Here is a 19967-nt window from a genome sequence, read left to right as displayed (position 1 = left end):
TATCAATATGAATGATCTGAATTTCTTAAAAGCCGTTATACAGCATGTGATAGATGGTATTATTATAATTGATAAAACCGGACAGATCATTTATGCAAATCCAGCTGCTGACAGAATTGTTTGGATATCAGTCGGGTGAACTGTGCAGTTTGAATGTTGACTATTTAATGCCCGTACAGGCACGCATATCACACAACCGCAGTATAGATGTTTATAAAGAAACAGGTTATGCGAAGATAATTAACAAAGGCCGGGAGATTGTAGCATTACGAAAAGACGGAAGTTCCTTCCCTGCAAGACTTTCAGTAAGTGAGGTTTTATTTAAGCAGCAAGCGGTGTACGCCGGTGTAATTCATGACCTTAGCCTCGAAAAAGAAATTGAAGAACAGCAAAGGCAATATACTTCAGAGCTCGAGACAATTGTCGAAAAGCGTACAACCTTCCTGAAGAATATCGTCCAGACGCTTGAACAGGCAAAAGAAGAAGTAAACGCCTCTTTGAATAAAGAGAAAGAGGTTAATAAAATGAAAACCCGTTTTGTATCGATAGCTTCACATGAATTCAGGACCCCTCTTAGCCGCATTCAGTTATCTGCATCGCTGATAGAAAGGTATTTTGAAAGGCTGGACAAGGGCAAAATATTCGAGCATCTTGCTAAAATTAAAGGAGCTGTGACAGATCTTACCGGTATCCTGAATGATTTTTTGTCAATCGAACGCATCGAATCCGGAAGTGTAAATATTCATCGTGTAATCTTTAACCTGGGAGCTCTGATAAAAGAAATAGCTGCGGAGATGTCATTGCTGAAAAAGGCCAATCAGCAAATTATTGTTAATGACGATATCGACACTATCGATGTATTGCTTGACAATCAATTGATCAGGCATTGTCTTATTAATCTCATTTCTAATGCTATTAAATATTCCGGGGAGGACGGTATAATCCATATAAATGCCCAGCTTGTAAAAGGTGCCTGCACCATTAGTATACAGGATAATGGTATGGGAATTCCAACCGAAGATTGTGATAGTATATTTCAGCCATTTTTCAGGGCCGGTAATACAACTGACATAGATGGGACCGGCCTGGGGCTTAACATTGTGAAGCGATATGTTGAGCTGATGAACGGAAGAATAAGCTTTAATACGAGTCTGAGAAATGGCACCGTGTTCGAAATGAAATTTCCGGCTCAATAAGCCGCTTCATGTAATTGATACCAATGGTCCATTCAAAGTATGGATTGTACCCATTTTTGAATGGACCGCTTTTAATAAACTGAACCGGGTTTAAATAATAGTAGGGAAAATGAACAGCGGCAATTTTAGGTCGCTAAGAGCTTCTTTGGTAGTGCTATGTTCAAAATAGCGCCTGAAAAAAGAATGTTGGTGATGAACTACCGCGAGGAGATCAGGTTTTTCTTCAGCGCAATGACGGTGTAGCCGGTCCGCAACTTCGCGGCCTCCGAGGTTCTTGAACGAAATATGGTCATACCCGAATTTGGCAATATGTTTTTGGAAAGCTTCTTCCTTTTCAATTTGCTGTTTCTTATCTTTTACCGGCTGATTTACATGTACTACTTCAATACTGAACTTGAAGATTTTTCCCAGGCCAATTAAGAAATGTAGTGGCGTGATATCCGCTTCATCGAAGGTAGTAGCGAATATTGTCTTTTTAATATTGTTAACACTGGTATTGGCTGGTACAACCAATACCGGGCGTTGTGTATGTTGAATTATTTTATTTGTTTCGCTGCCGAAAAACAAGTGTTCGATAGAGGTACCTGACGGAGCCCCCATCGTTATAAACATAATTTGGTTTTCATCAATTATTTGTTTGAGATTATCTTTCAGGTTACCGTCACCGCTTAAGCCTTTGAGCGTTGGCTTTCGTTCGGTTTTATCAATCCCATCTGCAATGTATTGTAGTGTATTTAATTGATGATCAAGTTTTTTCTTTGTTTCGGTAGTGGCTAAAAAAACTCTTCTTCTACGTAGGGTCCTCCTGAAAAAGTAGACGCTACCGCTATGGTTTCATAGTTATGATACAAAAGTACGTTGGCATGCAGTTTACCTGCCAGTAGTACAGCCGAATTTACAGCGTTTGATGAATTATCGGAAAAATCGGTGAGTGCGAGGATAGTTTTCATGATAATGAATTGAGTTTTTAAGTAACTGATTTGATTACACAAATATTCACATCTCGCTCCTCATTATAAATGACCATGATCATGACTGAGCTTGACTTTAAACATGAATGGTTAAATGCAGCTTGCATTTAATGCTCAAAATCATAGCTCTTTGTGAGCAAGGTCATGTGAGGTTGAATAATCCATTCCGAATTTTGATCCATAAACTTAAATATACAACGCTATGTCAACATTAGTAAAATCAAACAACATTCCCTCATTGCGTTCAATGATGGAGGATTTCTGGAACAACGACAATTTCTTTAATCATCCTTTCTTCAATCGGGAGCTATTACCGGCGGTAAACATCCGTGATAAGAAAGAGAACTATGAACTTGAAGTTGCCGCCCCGGGTTTTAAGAAAGATGATTTCAATATTGGTATTGAAAATGGTTTGCTGACTATCAGCGCCGAAACCAGGGAGGAACATAATGAGGAAAAAGAGAATTACACCCGCAAAGAATTTTCAAGCAGTTCCTTTACCCGAAGCTTCAACTTACCGGAAGATGTGGACGATGAACACATTAAAGCAAATTACAAGAACGGGTTGCTGACTATTGATATCCGTAAAACAACCCCTGCTGTTGCAGAGAAAAAGAAAATTAACATTGACTGATCAACCGCGTTGCGCCTGTACTTTGATTGTACAGGTGCAACTTCTTCTTTGATCAAACGCCGCAAAAAATATCAAACTATGGAAGCTGTAGTTTATAACAGGGTAATTGTCCCGTCCAGATATTGGATATTGATGCTGTTATCTGGTATCCTGCTTTGTGTTCTTGGTTTTTGGGTGATTTTATCGCCGCTGCAGTCGTATCTTTCACTTAGTATTACGTTTGCCGCAGGAATGATGATGACCGGCCTTTTTGAAACTGTTTTTGCAATGATAAGTATCCGGCATATTGAACGCTGGGGATGGCTGCTGGCAAGTGGACTGATTGATTTAGCTATAGGTAGTTATTTGTTTACCTACCCAACAATAACTATGATGTTGCTTCCGATTATTGTTGGATTTTGGTTGCTTGTAAGAGGCATAATGGGTATAGGAAGCGCGCTTGATATGCGTGCTTACGGTATCGAGAGTTGGGGCTGGATCATGTTTAATAGCTTGGTTATCATTTTCTTTTCAGTTGGCATTCTTGCTTATCCTGCTTTTGGTATCGCGAACCTGATCGTATGGACAGGAATGGCGTTCTTGGGAGCAGGTATTTTCAGAGTGGTTATTTCTTTTAAGGTTAGGCATATCATCAGTCTTTCTTCGGGTAAATCCAAAAGTTAACTAAATGCTGTTACTCATCGGAATTAGTGATGGCGGTCATGTTTTGAGGATCCCAGCCATTCGATATTTGTTGATAATGTTAAATCCCTGAATAATGAATCCTGACAATTCAAAATCAGCTGCCTTACTTGTCTTCAACGCCGGCTCTTCAAGCATCAAGTTCTCTTTCTTTCGACTGTCAACCGGCATTCAGAAAGTTGGGGAAGGGCGAATAACACGTATTGGTTTGCCAGGAACATCATTTATATTGACAAGACAGCAATTTACCGAGATCGAAACAATACCTGGCGATGTAACTGACTTTATATCAGTCATAAAATTTCTCGCCAACTGGATCGAATGCCAGCCCATGTTTTCGCAGGTGAAAATAATCGCACATCGGGTTGTACACGGAATAGAAGATAGTTCCCCCGCGCCGGTTACAGAAAACTTACTAAATGAACTGAAACAGGCTGCCGGTGACAATCCCGAACATTTGCCAAATGAAATTAAACTGATTGAAATATTCCGTCATCGTCATCCGCAGTTACAGCAATACGTTTGTTTCGACTCTTACTTTCACCAGAATATGGCACCCGTAGCGAAACTACTTCCGTTGCCGGATCGGTTTAGGGCTACAGGATTAAGACGTTTTGGTTTTCATGGCCTTTCTTATCAATATATTATGCAAAAGTTAAACTCGGAGGGTAAGGGTTACGGTAAGACTATCATAGCGCATTTAGGTAACGGTGCAAGTTTAGCCGCTGTAAACGGCGGGAATTGCATAGATACCACCATGGGGTTTACACCGGGCTCCGGTTTGCCGATGAGCACACGGTACGGAGATATAGATCCTGGTGTAGCATGGTATTTGATGAAAAAAGAAGGGCTCTCGGCCGACCAGTTTATTCAAATAATGAATCATGAATCGGGCCTTTTAGGTGTTTCAGGCTCCAGCGGCGATATGCAGGATCTTCTTTTGCGGGATGCAACCGATTTTAAAGCTGTGGAAGCAATAAACCTTTTCTGCTATTATATAAAAAAGGCCATTGGCGCATTTACGGCAGCCTTGGGTGGAGTTGACACCCTGGTTTTTACAGGTGGCATAGGTGAAAACGCGCCTGTGATAAGGGAGCGGATATGCACTGGCCTTGATTTCTTGGGACTTAAACTTAACGCTGAAGCAAACACTAACCAAAATAAAAATATATCTGCAAATGATTCAAGGGTAAATGTCTATATTATACCAACTGATGAGGAACTGATGATGGCGCAGATTGTGAATGAAATAATCCACATTTAAAATTATTTAAAGCAATTAAAATGACAATGATAACTGATATCACATCAATCGATAACGCGCCGTTAACCGGTGAATGTTTGGAAAAATTAGATGCTTATTGGCGCGCAGCTAATTATTTGTCTGTCGGCCAGCTTTATCTTTGCGATAATCCGCTTTTGGAAGAGCCCTTAAAAATAGAACATCTCAAGAAAATGCAGTTAGGCCACTGGGGTACCACCCCGGGCAGAATTTTATTTATACTCACCTTAACCGGATCATTAACAGATATGATTTAAATATGCTTTATATTTCAGGACCCGGGCACGGCGGACCTGCAGTAGCAGCAGGTACATACCTGGAAGGGACCTACAGTGAAGTTTATCCGGAAGTTAGCCAGGACCGCGCGGGGATGAAAAATTTATTTAAACGGTTTTCATTTCCAGGTGGTGTATCCAGTCATGCCTCACCCCAAACACCAGGATCAATGCATGAAGGAGGCGAACTTGGATACTCGTTAAGCCATGCATTTGGCGCTGTGCTGGATAATCCGGACCTCATTGCCGCTTGTGTTGTAGGCGATGGAGAAGCCGAAACAGGTCCGCTGGCAACTGCCTGGCATTCTAATAAGTTCTTGAACCCGCTTACCGATGGCGCTGTATTACCAATTTTGCATTTGAACGGCTATAAGATTTCAAATCCTACGGTTTTGGCCCGTATTCCTCACATCGAGCTCGAACAATTATTTCATGGTTATGGATACTTTCCTTTATTTGTCGAAGGTTCGGACCCCGCAATTATGCACCAGGCCATGGCTGCGGCCTTAGAACAAGCGGTACACTTTCTAAAGCAAATAAAATATAATGCCATAGAGCATCCAGGGCAGGAGCGACCAAAATGGCCAATGATCATATTAAATTCACCAAAAGGATGGACCGGGCCAAAGGTTGTTGATGGAAAGCAGATAGAGGGCACATTTCGCTCTCATCAAATACCGCTTACTGTTTCTGAGTCAAGCCCGGAGAGTCATTTGCAAATGCTCGAAAGCTGGATGAAGAGTTACCGGCCCGGAGAGTTATTCGATACTAATGGTTGCTTAAAGAAAGAAATTGCGGAAATAGCACCAAAAGGCAATCGAAGGATGGGAGCAAATGCTCACACAAATGGGGGGCTTTTGCTCAGAGAATTAATTCTTCCAGATTTTCAGCGCTACGCATTTAACGTGAATTGCCCCGGTATTATGGGTGAAGGAGATGTGCATGTAACCGGCCGCTTTTTGCGCGACGTAACATTACTTAATCCTCAAAATTTCAGGGTTTTCGGCCCCGACGAGACTGTCTCAAACAAGTTAGAGGCAATTTTTGAAACTACCAGCCGCCAGTGGAACGCTGATATTAATATAAACGATGAATATCTTGCTCCGAAGGGGAGGGTAATGGAGATGCTTAGCGAACATCAGTGCGAAGGTTGGCTCGAAGGGTATTTGCTAACCGGCAGGCACGGGCTATTCAATTGTTACGAGGCGTTTATACATATCGTTGATTCGATGTTTAACCAACACGCCAAGTGGTTGAAAATGACGCGGGAGATACCATGGCGGAGAAAGATAGCATCCCTGAATATCCTGCTTACTTCAACTGTTTGGCGCCAGGACCATAACGGTTTTACCCATCAGGACCCGGGATTCATTGATCACGTCATCAATAAAAAATCAGAAATTGTGAGGGTTTACTTGCCGCCGGATTCTAACAGCCTTTTGTCGGTTATGGCTCATTGCCTGGGCAGCAAACATTATGTAAATGTTATGGTAGCAGGGAAGCACCCTTCTCCTCAATGGTTAAGTATGGATGAGGCTGTGGTTCATTGTTCAAGAGGCATTGGGGTATGGGATTGGGCAAGTAATGATCAGGACTGCGATCCGGATATTGTCATGGCTTGCTGCGGTGATGTGCCTACATTAGAAACATTGGCAGCTGTATCTATATTACGTGAACATTTTCCGGATTTAAAGATAAGGGTTGTAAACGTTGTGGACCTGTTAAAGCTGGAAAGGCAATCCAGCCACCCGCATGGTTTGAACGACCATGATTTTGATGCACTTTTTACTGTCGATAAACCCGTTATCTTCGCTTTTCATGGCTATCCATGGCTTATTCACAGGCTTACCTACAACCGGACCAATAATAACAACATTCATGTAAGAGGTTACAAAGAAGAAGGCACAATAACGACATCTTTTGACATGACCGTACTTAACGAAATGGATAGGTTTCATCTCGTAATGGACGTAATCGATCGATTGCCGCATTTGGGTAGTAAAGGCTTATATCTCAAACAAAACCTAATGGACAAATTGGTTGAGCACAAACAATACATCAATATGAATGGTGAGGATATGCCTGAAATTAAAAATTGGCGGTGGAAAGCTTGAAAGGTGGTTACTTCCGAAAAAATAGTTTGGGCTTCTGATAGTTCTTTGGTTTTTTGTACGCCTTTGCTCACCGGCAAGCAACAACTTTTATTGATAAACAGCAATGAAGTTTTCCAAAAGCCGGCTCCGTTAAGCATGCGGATTGCATGTAAAGTATAATGCTTGTTGTGTTTTAAGGCCTGTTTTGTTAAAATATTTCAGTATAAAAATAAGGCAGGCTATGGTCAAAGCAAAAGGCATTATTTAAGTTACATTAGTGGCCGGCGCCAGGGCGCTTTGATCACAGGAGCTGAACCTTTATATCCGGTTAAAACTCTTTTTTGGGTGACTCACCTTTAAGTTGTGTCCATAAAAGTTTGCCCTTGTCTGTGCCAATTACTTTCCACGTGGCAAAGGCTACTAAAAGTGGAAAAGGAAATGCCGAACCAAATCCTAAAGGCGTAATTGCCAGCAAAAAAATAATAGCTCCGGCGCAGGCGAGCGTTACCCAAATTCCTTTATATGCCAAACCAATGGCAATCAAGGCCTGGCCAATGGCAATTGCCGTAACCATTTGAATAATATGTAAGCTGAACCAACCATTTATGAAACCGAGATAACTAAATGCATACCTGCTAAAACCAAGGTACGTATTTGGATGTGCCCTGCAAACCGTATAATTTGTCCAGGCGGCCCAGGCAAAAAGTAATGCAAGGGCCAGCCGCGTTATCCAGGGTTTTCGGAAAGATGACCAAAGAATCAGCAGTCCGATTATGTTTGAAAAGCCATACGCTACCAGGAGCATCGGAGATTGTTCCATATCTATGAGATTATGGGTAGTAAAGCGCCGCTCTTAACAGGCGGCGCTTTCTGGGATTAAAAGGCAAGCTCTGGTTCTTCAATGTCAAGATTATTGACCACATGAAATACGCCTGGAGCAGCCCAGGCCACGTCTGCCGCATCTTCACTTTCGGCAAATGAACGTACCCTACCGGTTAGAGTAACAGTGTTGCCGCTGATGCCGGCATGTACCTTAGTTGCATCAATGTTTGCGCTGCGCTGAAAAGCAGCACTGATCTTTTGTTCCAGTTCGGCAGGAGATATCCTGGGCCTTAGGGTTATAAGATTGATGACCGAACGCACGCCGGTGAGATCTTGAATCGCGGTCTTCGCGCTAACCCTCTGATATTCCCATTCCAGTTCGCCCTCCATAGTTACGGTGCCATCTTCTACTTTGATTTTGATTTTGTCATCAGGCACAGCTGAATGCCATTTAAGCGCATTTAGCACTGCTTCAGCTATCTCTGTGTCGGTTTTACGGTATACCGGCGAAACGCCGATCTGGATGTCTTCTGCTATAGCTTTAACTCCGATAACTTTTTTAGCCGCCCTTTCAGCAGTTATTTTTTTGAAAATGTATCCACTGTACCCGAAAGGGTTACAATGCCATTTTTAACGGCCACACCAATTGCAGATGAGTTTAGAAATGGCTGCCATTTCAATTCATCCATTACATCTTTTTGAAATTGACTGTCTGTTTTCATGACTTGATGATTAAGTTAAGAAATTGTTTATTGTCCCTCAAAGTACTTGTAAAACAGTGTGATATGCCATGATTCAAATCAGTGATTTCGATGATGTTCATCAACTTTGCGGGTGCTGCAGATAAGCCATTAAGCACCCCGCTAACAGTGGTAAAGATTACTGGTTATTGCTTACAAGCTAGGCTGCAATTAGCGCAAACAAGTAAGTGCAACACCTGTCCAATCATCTGAAAGTATATAGGATCCAGTTTTAAAAACAGTTGGTTATGCCAGTAAGTGGATCCGCCTGAAAGCTGTTGACATAGCCGTTTTGTTCAGATAGCCTAAAAACTGCAATGCGATGGTGCATAGGAAAAGTTTCAAAAGCACCATATCATAATCAATGATCCAATTTTTGACAACGACATGTATTGATTGGGTGAATGCGCTAACCTATATCATTCATCTGTGTGGTACCTTCATTTATACATAATCCCCGCTTTAGCTAACGCTTAGCCGGGGAAAACGAAGTGTGAAAATGGTTCCTAATCCGGGTTGGCTTTCAAATTTGATGGCTCCATTCATCAGGCCTACATACCGCGCTACGATATTCAGGCCAAGGCCCGTTCCCTGGGTTGTACCGGTGTTACTTGCTCGAAAGAAAGCACTGAATAAATGTGCCTTATCCGCTTCCGGAATTCCGATGCCCTGATCTGTAACTGATAAACTGCATTCTTTTGAGTTAAGTTCTGTGTCAAGGCGGATCAGCGTGTCTTCACCGGAATATTTGATTGCATTTGACAAAAGGTTATTGAGGCAGTTTTTTAACAATTGCTGGTCGAGCGTTACCATTTCAAATCTTCCGGAATGCGTATAAATAAGTTTTTGACCAGGTTTGGCCAACATCTGCATTTCTAAAATGATTTCCCGGCAAAATTCTGCGAGATTAAATTCAGATGCCGAAATGCTGATTTTTCCTGATTCCAGTTTTTCCAGAGAAAGGAAATCGCCGAGGATGGCGGAAAGGTCGTTAACAGCATTCTTGATCTTGTCGGTATGTTTAATAATATTCAGGTCGTGATAGGTTTCAGCATATTTGCCGATGAGGGAAGCCGAAAGTTTTACGGCGCTTAAGGGGGTGCGGAATTCGTGGGATGCCATTGACACAAAACGACTTTTCAACAGCCCCAACTCCTTTTCTTTTTGCAGGGAAAGGTTAAGCTCTGCGGTACGCCGGGCAACCATATCTTCGAGGTGTAAAGTGTAATTTTTTATCTGTTCTTCCGCTTTTTTTGCCTGCTGATGTCACGGGCTATCGTTGATGCGCCTATTATTCGGTCCCGGGCGTCACGGATTGGAGAAATAGTCAGTGAAGTTGGAATAATGACACCGGCATTTGTTTTACGCAAGGTCTCAAAATGTTCTACCGTCTTACCGCTTCTTATCGCCCTGATGATTCTCTTTTCCTCAGTCAGCTTGTCGTTTGGAATGATAAGTCCGACATGTTTTCCGATTACTTCATGAGGTTTGTAGCCAAAAATCCGTTCAGCGCCACGGTTCCAACTGGTGATTTGCCCGTACAGGTCCTTGGCGATGATAGCATCTTCGGATGAACCTACTATTGCGGCAAGCAGGGCCTGTTGTTTTTCATACCTGCGCTGGGTAGTAATGTCACTGAGGGTATGGATGGAGCCATCATAATTGCCATCTTTATCGCGTACAGCTATAGATGATACAAGGATGTAGCAGTCGGCGCCGCTTGATAACTGAAACCGGATCTCTTGCCGGACGCTATCCTTTCGGGCTCTAAGTCCCGTAGTCAATGGTTTATAATTTGTATTAATAAGATGCCCTTCCTGGTCGTATTTGGTTAAAGTCGGATACCAGTCATCGTTACCTTTAAGCGGTTCTATTTCAAAGAGGGTCGCAGCAGCTTTATTATATGCTATGAGCAAATCGTTTCGATCGCATAAATAAACCGCTACCGGTAATTGCTCATAATATTGAATGAAGGTGGCTTGTTCATCATTCATTGTAAATAATATTTAACAGAGGTCAGATTTATTTATAAAAATAGTTATATATATATGGAGTTGTTAGGATTTCTCACTTTATGTAAACTTATGAAATCGGGCCTTATTGTGTTTAAAGGGCTTTAAGGTATGATCTAAGGTCGTTTACTAATGTAAATATTAAGTTGGTTTTTTCCAAAAAAATTAATGAGGTATTAAACGTAAAATATCAAACGTGACAGAAATCATTGAATGGATGTTTGGTTTAAATTAAATTTGCAAGTATGGTTAACCATTATTTTGTCTTTATCCATAAGTCACGTAACGGGTTTTGTACCATAACCTTAACGCAAAAATAAATGATATGGCAAAAGAACTAAACGAAGAGAGAATAACACAATTGTTAAGCGAACAAATCGTTGGAAGGATCGGTTGTCATGCTGATGGCGTCACCTATATTGTACCCGTCACCTATGTTTATGATGGCGAATTTATCTATGCGCATTCAAAGGAAGGTATGAAGACGACGATCATGAATAAAAATCCAGATGTTTGCTTTCAGGTTGATGAGATACTAAACCTTGCAACTTGGTGGAGTGTGGTTATTTGGGGGCGTTTTGAGGAGATTCACGGAGACGAAAGAGAAAAAGCTATAAAATTGCTAATAGAAAAAATAATGACACTCCTCGAAGAACGTCGTAGTTTGCCTGCTCATGGAGCAATTGAGCATGCACAGGCTGCTGCTGTACGTGAAGCTATATGGTATAGAATTAGAATTATCAACAAGACCGGTCGTTATGAAATAAATTAACAGGTATCCCACAATAAATTTAAACATTCAGTTGACAAATAATTTTTGTTTTCCCGACAAAACACTACGCAGGTCTCCTAACAATAATGGTTATAGATTTTACATGATTTAGTCTCCCTTAATGCGCCTGTATAGTGATTTGGCAGCCTGCCAGTTCCAGCCGGCAAATCTGCCGCGCTGTACAACGAGTTTGTTCTGCTCAGGGTATTGGATAAAATAATGAAATGCAAAACCGGCATTAGGGTTCTGCCAGCCTGTAATTTGACCAAAACGTAAATCATTGAACACAGTTGTGTCCTTCCGTAATTCCACAGTATAAAATTGTTGTGAAAACTGCACGAGCCTGCCTATATCTTTTTGATATTTAGTGCTATTAAGTAAATGCGTATTACGTGGGAAATAAGTTAACGCTAAATGTTGTTTTCGATCAAATACAGATCGGTATCCGGTATAATAACCGCTATCTGTCCCCGCGGTAATGTACCATAGCCAATTTTGAAGGGGGGCCGGAGTGGTAAAATACCTTGTGTACCGGATGTTTTGCTCTTTTAGCAGCGCCTTAACCGAGAGGTCCATCACCAATTTGTGTTTGTAACAGTATAACAAGTAAAAGCAACTTATACCCAAGCCTGCCGTATACCATATTTTTCTTCTCTTATAATCCTGTTTTAAATAAAGCAATGCGAGGCATGCAACGAGTGGCCAAATAGTAAAAAAGGGATCAGCGACGTAAATTAGATTGAACGCTATACGGGCTTCGTTAAACGGTTCGAACCAGCCAACTCCGTAATTATTGAGTGCATCCAACCCATCGTGCAATAATAAAAGCGACACGAAGAAGACACACCATTGCCGCCGGGATATATTTGAGCTCGGTGTCAGACGGTTGGCGGCAATCGTCAGCAAGGGACAGATCATCGCACAAAACAAAAAAGAATGGGTGAAGCCGCGATGCGCCAACAGAGCTCTTGGGGTGGAGAACCAGAACGTGGTCAGGAAATCAATGTCTGGCAAGCTATGGATTGTTGCTCCCCATAACATTGCACGTTTACCCAGCCGGCGGCCGGCAAACGCTTCGCCTACGCAGGCGCCGATCGTAAGATGTGTTAGTGTATCCATAGCAGGGTTAAAATAATAAAAAGTAATGCGTGATATGCTGCTTTAGAACATCAAATCGGGTGAGCATAATCATTTTAAAAAACATTTTAATAAAACGATGAACTTGAATGTACTTTGAATGGACCGCTGAACCATCTTACAGATATCGAGATAGATGTGGATTAAGATGCTTTATCGGTGGCTTTATCGTTTGGATTTGCGGGCATGCAATGGGCTGACAAATAATGTTAGTAAAGTTAATCATCAATTAACACCTAATGATGCCAGAAGCAACAGCTTTCAGACAGACTTGTTAAAAGCAGGCGGAAAAACCAGAACCGCCGATTGTTTGTCGGTGATTGCGGTTAAGGATTCACTCTGGCTAAAAAGTCTCGAAATTAAAGAATGGTGACCATGAGTCATTGCTAATACATTAGCGTGATGTGCCCGGCAATATTCATGCAAGCCCTTATGTACGTTTTTGCCAGGTATTTGGGTACAACTGAGTCCGCGTTGGGCAAGAAACTTACTGAAGGTAACTTCCGGGACAATATCGGCAGCCACTTCATTGGACTGTACAACATGCACAACATCGAGATGAAAACCGAGCGTTTCAGATAAATCAATTAAAAAATCTATCGCCGGCAAATCAGCGGTATTAAAATCGGTTGCAAAAACGACGTATTGAGGTATATACTGTTCAGCGCCTGTCGGTAAAATCAGCACAGGTTTGACAGCCTTGCGAATAACCGCTGCTGTATCGCTGCCCGTCAATAAGTGCTCCAGGGCGCTGTCGGACCTTCCGCCCATAATTACCATTTCAATTTCACGTTGGCCGGAAATTTCTTCTATTACATCGCTCAGGGTACCTTCGCCGTTTTTTAACTCAATATCCGGGTGGTAGTGCGGTACACTACCGGCAAGTTTTTTCAGATGATCGGCTTCGCGACTTAATCTCTCCCTGGCATCGGCAAACAGCATGCTCGTGGTTTCTGTTACATAAGGACCCGCAGTGTCACTGGGAATCAACGGAATGAACGGCAGGGTATGATACAAAACAATGCCCCAGCCAAGCTTGGCCGAATACCTTAATGCTGCAGCCTCCGCATGTGCAGCGTTCGGTGAAAAATCCGTGAGAACCAGTAGCTTTTTCATTTGAATCTTAATTTAAGTGCTGTGATTGTACATGTGTTTTCGCATTTTTTATGCTTCTGTCTGCAGTTTACCGCAGGCGGTTATTATTAAAGGTAACCTGCGCGGTCGCTCCTGGTTGACAGGTTTTTTAAGTCAATCAAATGTATTTACGCGCAGTTTGATTATAAATGATGATCAGCATTAAAAAAAATGATATTCAGCGTAACACAATGATGATGTGAGCAAAGTTATCTATTTGGATGATGGGGGTCATTGTTACCGGTTTGTAACTATGTTTAATTTGGGCTTGAAAGAGACAAATATGGCTACAACGCCCAACCCGGAAATTCGTGAGATAATCAATACAGTGCATTACCGCGCTTGGCTATCCATGAAAACCCGTATCAATTCAAAGAATGAATTCGCCAATACAGTCAGAGTTGCTGCCGATAAAGCAAAAGCGGAATTGTGCAGCTGTTAATTTTATTAACTATAAAATGAAGAGGCTTATTATCTACTTGTTAGTGATGTTACCTGCAAGGGGAAGCGCCCAGGCTACAGTGACCGACTTAAGCCTGGCAGCCGCAAGAGCGTTGCCCGCGGTGGTAAGGGTTACCTCTTACCTTTCAGACAGCTTATTATCCAGGCGCCCGCAATTGCCCGCGCAGATTGGTCAAAGATTCGACAGATCTGCTTATGATACACCTGTTAGTGATGCTTCAGGCGTACTTTTAAGTACTAACGGCTACATTATAACAAACGCCCATGTAATAGCGGCAGGAGATAGCGTGGTTGTTATATTACAAGATCGCAGGGCTTTCCACGTAACAGTGCTCGGGATAGATGCTGCGGCGGATTTGGCATTACTAAAAATACAGGCTGATGGCTTACCATTTTTGGAAATAGGAAATTCCAACTTGGTTCGCATCGGAGACCCTGTACTCGCTGTTGGAAATCCGCTGGAATTAAACTCAACGGTTACAGCCGGCATTTTGAGTGCCCGTTTCCGCGGAATTGACGATCTGGGCGCTGCGTCGGGTGTTAATTCATACCTGCAAACAGACGCTGCCAGTAATGAAGGCATGAGTGGTAGCGCACTTGTAGATGTGTCTGGGAAATTAATTGGTATAAATGCTGCAATACTTTCTCCTACGGGTTCATTCTCTGGCTATTCATTTGCCATTCCCTCGGGGATTGTAAAAAAGGCATGGCTGGATTTGGTTGCCTTTGGCGAGGTTCACCATGCATCACTTGATATTGTTCTCCGCGATATGGATGCCAGACAGGCGGGCCGGTTAAAGACGAAGAATGTAAACGGCGTGCTGGTAAAAGGCGTGATAAAGGGAGGAGCGGGGGATCTGGCAGGTGTTCGGAAAGACGATATTCTGCTGATGCTCGATAAAATTACGCTTGAAAATACCGCCCAATGCAGAGAAATGCTGGCGGAACGAACTCCGGGAGATCGCATTACCCTGGTTATTTGGCGAGATAACGGGCAAATATCGCTGCCTGTTAAGCTTTCGGCGGATAATAACAGCCGGAATGTCGCAGGCAGCAAAGGCGATGCATGGCCTTTACTGCGCACTGTTCATAGAAAATAAATCAAGCTTGAGTATGACTTGTTTGGAAAAAGCGGCCGAACTAATTTATGGAAGTGCGGTGTGTATGAGAGACGTTAAATTGACGAAGGTTATTTGCTTGATCTTTTGGTCCGAACAAATATGGTGATACAACTTGCCCAATATTCTGAAGCAATCTTTAGTTGGCATAAGTATATTTTATTAAATATTAATTTTTGATTTGGAAGCCTGGCGGGGCGATAATTTATTCTTTATGAACAGTGAAAAAAATCAATGTCTGGCGAATTTGGGAACAACAGCCCTGGCAACAATAGGGGGTGCCTGCATCGTGGTCGTGTTGTTGAACTCGTCATACGCCGGAATTCCGCGAGCATCAGCGATATTGCCAGGGCGCTGCAGGTAAGTCGCCGGACGCTTTACAATTGGTTTGAAGCAGAGGATCTGGATTTTGAAATTGTTTGCAAAATAGGATACGTCTTAAATTATGATTTTACAAAAGAGTTTCCTCAAGAACTGCCTGAAAGGTTAGGGGCCGTCAACATACAAACATTGGGCGGTTTAGATGAAGGTAGCGAAAAGCCGGATGATCCGATCTATTATTGGATGAGAAGATACATTAAGTTATTAGAGGCATTTAATGAAAAACTTATGTCAGGAAAAAACTGATCTAATAGTTTAATAATAAATTTTGATTTGCCATGTATTTACAGGACAGATTGGCTATTCATTGTTTTTTAACCGGGGAAGGCTTTTAATTTCGCTACCTGAGGGGCATCAAATATTACGCCGCGGACACTTTGCAAAGCTGATCAAGGTCAGGTCGCCAGGTGATTCCGGTCATGTCAACTCTCGTTACTTTACGGTTTATTTACTTCAGCAATTACAAGTTATTTATTCAAAAAAACATGAAAACAGATCTTGAAATTCAGAAAGATGTGATGGACGAGCTTAAATGGCATCCTATCCTTCATGATGCAGAAATCAAAGTAAGCGTAAAAAAAGGTGTAGTAACACTTTGCGGGCAAGTGGATACATATGGCAGGAAATTAGCTGCTGAAAACGCTGCCAGAAAGGTAGCCGGCGTGAAAGCGCTGGCTGAGAATATCCAGATTGGAGTATCTCCTGCGTACAACACAAACGATGGGGTAATAGCCGAGGCCGTGCTGCATGCCCTTAAATGGCATACAGGGATTCCTGAAGATAGTATTAAAGTAAAAGTGGAAAATGGTATTGTGATGTTAGAAGGAGAGGTGGAATGGGACGTTCAGCGTAACAGTGCCAGCACCGCTATACAGCACCTCCACGGTGTAAAGGCCGTAAATAATTCTATTACCATACGCCCAAAGGTAAGCGCTGATGATTTGGCAAAGAAAATAAGTGAAGCTTTTCTTCGCAGGGCCGCAATAGATGCCGCCAGGATTACAGTTTCTGTAAGCGGGAACAAAGCGACACTTACCGGCAAAGTGCGCTCTTTTGCCGAAAAGGAAGAGGCGGAAGATATCGTGTGGGCTGCGCCCGGAGTTACCAGCCTGGACAGTAAGTTGATTGTTGAAGAGCCTGAATTAATGTTGCAGTCACACATCTGAGAGGATATGCAAGTAATCATGTAGCCGCAACTTGTTGTTTAAACTATGTGCCGCCCGGTTTGTTTACTGTTATGCCTGATGATTGTCAGTACGGTTGCTTCCGGCCAACGGAAACGGAACTACTGTAGCAGATACGGCCACGCAAACCCATTTTAAGCGCGCTGCGTTTCAATTGGCGCTGGGTTAGCTCATTCCCTGGTCTGTTGACCGGTATGTGCGAAATGTTGATTTCGCCTATATATCTTTCAGCACTGTGACTCATAATCTGCAACCGTCGAGCTGGACCTGGGATAACGGCGCTTTCGGCACAAATCAGTTCGCGCATCCTTACCATGGCAGTCTTTATTTTAGTGCGTTCCGTGCAAATGGTTATACATTCTGGCAGTCGGTACCGCCAACGCTAATCGGCAGTTATATTTGGGAGGCCGCTGCCGAAAAACAATACCCTTCACCGAACGATTTTATCAATACCTGTTTCGGCGGTATCGCCCTCGGTGAAATGACCTACCGTTTATCTAACCAGATTGTTAATAATCATACGCGCGGTTTTAAGCGGCAGTTTAGCGAAATATTAGCACTGATGGTGGCTAAACAAAGTTGAGCATAATCCTCAACTTCTTACCTTATCCGCAAATTATGACTATATTCAAAATGGGGCTGTTTTAATAGCGCGCAAAGTGTCAAATTGAATTGGATTTCAGCTTTTACACTTAATAAGCAGTTGCAAGTCACAGCGAGCGCAGGCGGCTGGTCGGTGATACTGGCCGCCGTGCCCGATCCTTACCATTTTAAGGGCCGTAACTATGATTATGGGACCGGAGTAGGCTTTTACGGGCAATTTGGGGCTACCATGTTTAATCGTCTATTTTTTCGCTTCAATTACCGGGGCGGACTAATCGGTACCGTCAATGGCAATGCCTCGCATTACGTATTGCGAGCTGTAACGGGCGAAGTTGGTCTTCGCTTGTGTAATGGTGTATCGGCCTGTTTGGAACTGGCTAGTTTTATTTGCTTGGGTATTATCAAAAACACCCAAAGATCACCGCCCGCTATCCCTATCTCCGGTTTTCTTGCCGGTACAGCTTGAATTTTAACTAAAACGGATATGACGCAGATCACTGTGACTGCTGACTGTCATCATATTGCACTGCTCTTCAATAAATTACATTTGACATATCATATAGAAATAATATGAAAAAGATCAGTGCAGCATTTGACGGCCTGAAATTCTCGCAGGCAACCCTTGACTACGCTATTGAACTGGCAAGCCGCGACCATATGGTAATTAACGGGGTTTTTTTAGAGGACTTTCTCTATCATAGCTTCGATATTTTTGACATGGTGGGAAGTCAGGGTGTTTCAGGAGATAAGCTGAACCGGTTGCTTAGAAAAGACCGGACAACCTGTGATAGGACTATCGCCCTATTTGAAAAGATATGCGCTGAAAAGCAGGTTAGTTATGTAGTGCATAAAGACAAAAGTTTTGCGATCAACGAGCTGATCAAAGAAAGTATTTACAGCGACCTTACAGTTATCAACGTTGTCGAAACTTTAAATCACTATCATCAGGAAAGGCCTGCACCCTTTATTAAAGAGTTCCTGGCCAGTGCTCAGAGCCCGGTATTGGTTGTTCCGCCGGTTTACCATTCAGTCAAACGGATAATTATTTTGTACGACGGTCATCCGTCCTCTGTATTTGCGCTAAAAACATTCAATTCTTTATTTCCATGGGCAAAAAAATACCCCGCCGAGGTTGTTTGCGTAAGCCAACGCCCCTTGGCTTTACTACCCGATGGAAACCTGATTGGTGAATATGTACGATGTCATTACGATGACCTAGTAACAACGCAGTTGACAGGTGATCCGGAAGATGTATTGCTTGACTGGTTGAAAAAAGCCGATCCGGGAGCTGTTGTGGTTATGGGGGCTTACAGCCGGGGAGCTGTTTCTCGAATGTTCAACAATAGTATGGCTAATAAACTAATGGAAGTTTTGGACCTGCCGTTATTTATAGCACATAGCAAATAAAAACGGAGCTATTTACCTTATTAAATTGACAATTATGAAGACATTGATGATCGCGACTGATTTTTCAGCTAATTCCAGTCATGTTGCAAATTACGCTTACCGGCTTGCACAAGCCCTGGAGGCTAAGTTATTACTTTGCCATACCTTAAATGTACCTGCAGAAGTACCACAAAGCGGAACTGTTGCCTGGCCGGAGGCAGTTTATGACGATATAGACCGCGATAGCAAGCTGCAACTTTCCAAAATGAAAGAGGATATGATTGTAACAGGAAACATTGACAGCTATAAACCAGAGATATTGTGTATTCAGGGCCCTGGTTTCGTTACTGATGTTGTAAATACGGAAGCTGATCGGTATAAGGCAGACCTGATTATCGTTGGTGCCCACAGTAACGACCATTTAGGGACCTGGATGGTTGGTAACCATAGCCGCAAAATGATAGAGTCGGCTGTACGCCCCTTATTACTGGTTCCGATAGGTGCGAAGTTTCAGCCAATCATGAGGATAGGGTTTGCCACCGACCTCAAACATATCAACAACGATTTGGACGCGTTGAAGAATGTGGTGTTGCTGGCAAGATCCTTAAGCGCAGAATTAATATTAGCGCATATCCATTGGGATGTTGATGATCAGGATTACAGATTGGTGATTGATGCTTTAAAAGACGGAATCATGACCAAATACGGTTATGAAAAAGTCAGTGTCAGAACAGTCAACAGTAAGCATGTCGCCAATGGTTTAAATTGGCTCATAGCTCACGCCCACATAAACCTGCTCGCAATGGCTCATCATCAACATGGTTTTTTTGACCAACTTTTCCATGGAAGTCGGACCCAACAATCTGCAGGCCACATGCCAGTGCCTTTATTGGTGGTAAAGTAGGCAGATAATTTGAAATTAAACTGAGAGGAAAAAAGATTAATCAAGTATAGAATAAGCGGGCAGCCTCCGCACCGATCAGGGACGAGAATGGAATAGTGGTGCCTGGGCTGGCCGGCAGCGGCAGCATAATGCAACTATAGACGGTACCGCGCTAAAAATGGTAAATCGACACAGTTAAAA

22 protein-coding genes and 1 pseudogene are annotated in these 19967 nt (G+C 42.7%); 14 read left to right on the top strand and 9 right to left on the bottom strand.

From position 1 onward, the window contains the following. The first annotated feature begins 7 nt into the window (after nt 1-7). Both ACRQ5D_RS24045 and ACRQ5D_RS24040 read left to right on the top strand, forming a co-directional pair. Nucleotides 8-139, top strand: a complete 132-nt coding sequence (locus tag ACRQ5D_RS24045) for a PAS domain-containing protein (RefSeq protein ID WP_432326835.1) — start codon at nt 8-10, stop codon at nt 137-139. Next, a complete protein-coding gene (locus tag ACRQ5D_RS24040; RefSeq protein ID WP_432326833.1) occupies nt 93-1196 on the top strand; it encodes an ATP-binding protein in 1104 nt (367 codons plus the stop codon). Before ACRQ5D_RS24045 ends, ACRQ5D_RS24040 begins: the two co-directional genes overlap by 47 nt. Nucleotides 1197-1286: 90 nt before the next feature. Here ACRQ5D_RS24040 and ACRQ5D_RS24035 read toward each other — a convergent pair whose 3' ends face one another. Both ACRQ5D_RS24035 and ACRQ5D_RS24030 read right to left on the bottom strand, forming a co-directional pair. Next, nucleotides 1287-1904: a universal stress protein gene (locus ACRQ5D_RS24035; RefSeq protein WP_431200855.1), complete on the bottom strand. Its 618-nt coding sequence runs from the start codon at nt 1902-1904 to the stop codon at nt 1287-1289. Between the two features lie 65 nt (nt 1905-1969). Further along, nucleotides 1970-2146 (bottom strand): hypothetical protein, encoded by a 177-nt coding sequence (locus ACRQ5D_RS24030; RefSeq protein ID WP_431200602.1) that lies wholly within the window; start codon nt 2144-2146, stop codon nt 1970-1972. Between the two features lie 223 nt (nt 2147-2369). Between ACRQ5D_RS24030 and ACRQ5D_RS24025 the strand changes: the two genes are divergently transcribed. The 4 genes and pseudogenes from ACRQ5D_RS24025 (at nt 2370) to ACRQ5D_RS24010 (ending at nt 7153) form a co-directional block, all read left to right on the top strand. Then, nucleotides 2370-2801, top strand: coding sequence for an Hsp20/alpha crystallin family protein (locus ACRQ5D_RS24025; protein WP_091164265.1), 432 nt, complete (start codon nt 2370-2372; stop codon nt 2799-2801). Between the two features lie 78 nt (nt 2802-2879). After that, on the top strand, nt 2880-3464 hold the full coding sequence (locus ACRQ5D_RS24020) for an HdeD family acid-resistance protein (protein ID WP_143020713.1): 585 nt from the start codon (nt 2880-2882) through the stop codon (nt 3462-3464). A 94-nt stretch (nt 3465-3558) separates the two neighbouring features. Next, the gene (locus ACRQ5D_RS24015) at nt 3559-4746 is read left to right on the top strand and encodes an acetate/propionate family kinase (protein WP_091164270.1); all 1188 of its coding nucleotides are present in this window, start codon (nt 3559-3561) and stop codon (nt 4744-4746) included. 20 nt (nt 4747-4766) lie between these two features. Beyond that, nucleotides 4767-7153: pseudogene (locus ACRQ5D_RS24010) on the top strand (phosphoketolase family protein). Nucleotides 7154-7460: 307 nt separating this feature from the next. On the opposite strand, the gene ACRQ5D_RS24005 reads toward ACRQ5D_RS24010, so the two are convergent. The 5 genes from ACRQ5D_RS24005 to ACRQ5D_RS23985 all read right to left on the bottom strand — a co-directional run bounded on the left by ACRQ5D_RS24005 (nt 7461) and on the right by ACRQ5D_RS23985 (nt 10688). Continuing rightward, nucleotides 7461-7952, bottom strand: coding sequence for a hypothetical protein (locus ACRQ5D_RS24005; RefSeq protein ID WP_143020714.1), 492 nt, complete (start codon nt 7950-7952; stop codon nt 7461-7463). Between the two features lie 56 nt (nt 7953-8008). Beyond that, the gene (locus ACRQ5D_RS24000; RefSeq protein ID WP_431200601.1) at nt 8009-8392 is read right to left on the bottom strand and encodes a BON domain-containing protein; all 384 of its coding nucleotides are present in this window, start codon (nt 8390-8392) and stop codon (nt 8009-8011) included. Nucleotides 8393-8532: 140 nt separating this feature from the next. Then, nucleotides 8533-8676, bottom strand: a complete 144-nt coding sequence (locus tag ACRQ5D_RS23995) for a BON domain-containing protein (RefSeq protein WP_432326829.1) — start codon at nt 8674-8676, stop codon at nt 8533-8535. A 480-nt stretch (nt 8677-9156) separates the two neighbouring features. Next, a complete protein-coding gene (locus ACRQ5D_RS23990; protein ID WP_431200599.1) occupies nt 9157-9900 on the bottom strand; it encodes a sensor histidine kinase in 744 nt (247 codons plus the stop codon). A gap of 26 nt (nt 9901-9926) precedes the next feature. After that, nucleotides 9927-10688 carry a PAS domain S-box protein gene (locus ACRQ5D_RS23985; RefSeq protein ID WP_431200598.1) on the bottom strand — a complete coding sequence of 254 codons (762 nt, stop codon included), beginning with the start codon at nt 10686-10688 and terminating at the stop codon, nt 9927-9929. A 343-nt stretch (nt 10689-11031) separates the two neighbouring features. Here ACRQ5D_RS23985 and ACRQ5D_RS23980 point away from each other — a divergent pair, with 343 nt between their 5' ends. Next, nucleotides 11032-11478 (top strand): pyridoxamine 5'-phosphate oxidase family protein, encoded by a 447-nt coding sequence (locus ACRQ5D_RS23980; RefSeq protein WP_091164280.1) that lies wholly within the window; start codon nt 11032-11034, stop codon nt 11476-11478. 108 nt (nt 11479-11586) lie between these two features. On the opposite strand, the gene ACRQ5D_RS23975 is transcribed toward ACRQ5D_RS23980, so the two are convergent. Further along, nucleotides 11587-12597 carry a metal-dependent hydrolase gene (locus ACRQ5D_RS23975; protein WP_091164283.1) on the bottom strand — a complete coding sequence of 337 codons (1011 nt, stop codon included), beginning with the start codon at nt 12595-12597 and terminating at the stop codon, nt 11587-11589. A gap of 279 nt (nt 12598-12876) precedes the next feature. Beyond that, on the bottom strand, nt 12877-13731 hold the full coding sequence (locus ACRQ5D_RS23970; RefSeq protein WP_091164286.1) for a universal stress protein: 855 nt from the start codon (nt 13729-13731) through the stop codon (nt 12877-12879). Nucleotides 13732-14207: 476 nt separating this feature from the next. Here ACRQ5D_RS23970 and ACRQ5D_RS23965 point away from each other — a divergent pair, with 476 nt between their 5' ends. From ACRQ5D_RS23965 to ACRQ5D_RS23935, 7 genes are all read left to right on the top strand, one after another. Continuing rightward, on the top strand, nt 14208-15311 hold the full coding sequence (locus ACRQ5D_RS23965; RefSeq protein ID WP_176844401.1) for a S1C family serine protease: 1104 nt from the start codon (nt 14208-14210) through the stop codon (nt 15309-15311). A 252-nt stretch (nt 15312-15563) separates the two neighbouring features. After that, nucleotides 15564-15956, top strand: a complete 393-nt coding sequence (locus ACRQ5D_RS23960) for a helix-turn-helix domain-containing protein (protein ID WP_432326826.1) — start codon at nt 15564-15566, stop codon at nt 15954-15956. Nucleotides 15957-16195: 239 nt separating this feature from the next. Beyond that, nucleotides 16196-16876: a BON domain-containing protein gene (locus ACRQ5D_RS23955; protein ID WP_091164354.1), complete on the top strand. Its 681-nt coding sequence runs from the start codon at nt 16196-16198 to the stop codon at nt 16874-16876. A gap of 253 nt (nt 16877-17129) precedes the next feature. Further along, nucleotides 17130-17477: a DUF3943 domain-containing protein gene (locus ACRQ5D_RS23950; RefSeq protein WP_176844402.1), complete on the top strand. Its 348-nt coding sequence runs from the start codon at nt 17130-17132 to the stop codon at nt 17475-17477. 120 nt (nt 17478-17597) lie between these two features. Then, entirely contained in the window at nt 17598-17963 is a 366-nt protein-coding gene (locus ACRQ5D_RS23945; protein ID WP_176844403.1) for a hypothetical protein, read from the top strand. 104 nt (nt 17964-18067) lie between these two features. Further along, nucleotides 18068-18904, top strand: a complete 837-nt coding sequence (locus ACRQ5D_RS23940) for a universal stress protein (RefSeq protein ID WP_091164364.1) — start codon at nt 18068-18070, stop codon at nt 18902-18904. A 34-nt stretch (nt 18905-18938) separates the two neighbouring features. Next, nucleotides 18939-19787: a universal stress protein gene (locus ACRQ5D_RS23935; RefSeq protein ID WP_091164367.1), complete on the top strand. Its 849-nt coding sequence runs from the start codon at nt 18939-18941 to the stop codon at nt 19785-19787. Nucleotides 19788-19967 lie beyond the last annotated feature (180 nt).

It is taken from the genome of Mucilaginibacter sp. P25 (genome assembly GCF_050859465.1).
In the GTDB taxonomy this organism is placed as follows: Bacteria; Bacteroidota; Bacteroidia; order Sphingobacteriales; family Sphingobacteriaceae; genus Mucilaginibacter; species Mucilaginibacter gossypii.
The sequence above is the reverse complement of the archived record's forward strand: the minus strand, read 5'-3'. Positions and strand labels throughout refer to the sequence as shown.